We start from the raw sequence: 285 nt of genomic DNA, 5'->3' as shown, positions 1-285 counted from the left end.
CGCGCTGTCGCGCAGCAAACAGGCCACCGAATATCTTCAGCATCCCCCAATCGGTTCCCTCTCCTTCGGGAGAGGGCTAGGGTGAGGGGGGGCTCTTAGATCAAGATCAAAAGATCGCGAGCAAGCTCGCTCCTACGGGTTTGGGGTATAAAACCAGCGCGCACAAAAAAGGCCACTCTTTCGAGTAGCCTTTTTCGATGTTTGGTTGCGGGAGCCGGATTTGAACCGACGACCTTCGGGTTATGAGCCCGACGAGCTACCAGACTGCTCCATCCCGCGTCTGTG

At 56.8% G+C, this 285-nt stretch carries 1 tRNA gene; it reads right to left on the bottom strand.

Annotated features, from left to right (window positions below):
- Positions 1-202: 202 nt before the first annotated feature.
- Positions 203-279, bottom strand: a tRNA-Met gene (locus AAEZ03_RS26865).
- Positions 280-285 lie beyond the last annotated feature (6 nt).

It is taken from the genome of Pseudomonas sp. HY2-MNA-CIBAN-0224 (genome assembly GCF_040310285.1).
Taxonomy (GTDB): Bacteria; Pseudomonadota; Gammaproteobacteria; order Pseudomonadales; family Pseudomonadaceae; genus Aquipseudomonas; species Aquipseudomonas helleri.
Note: the sequence above shows the minus strand (reverse complement) of the source record. Positions and strands in the feature narration are given on the sequence as shown.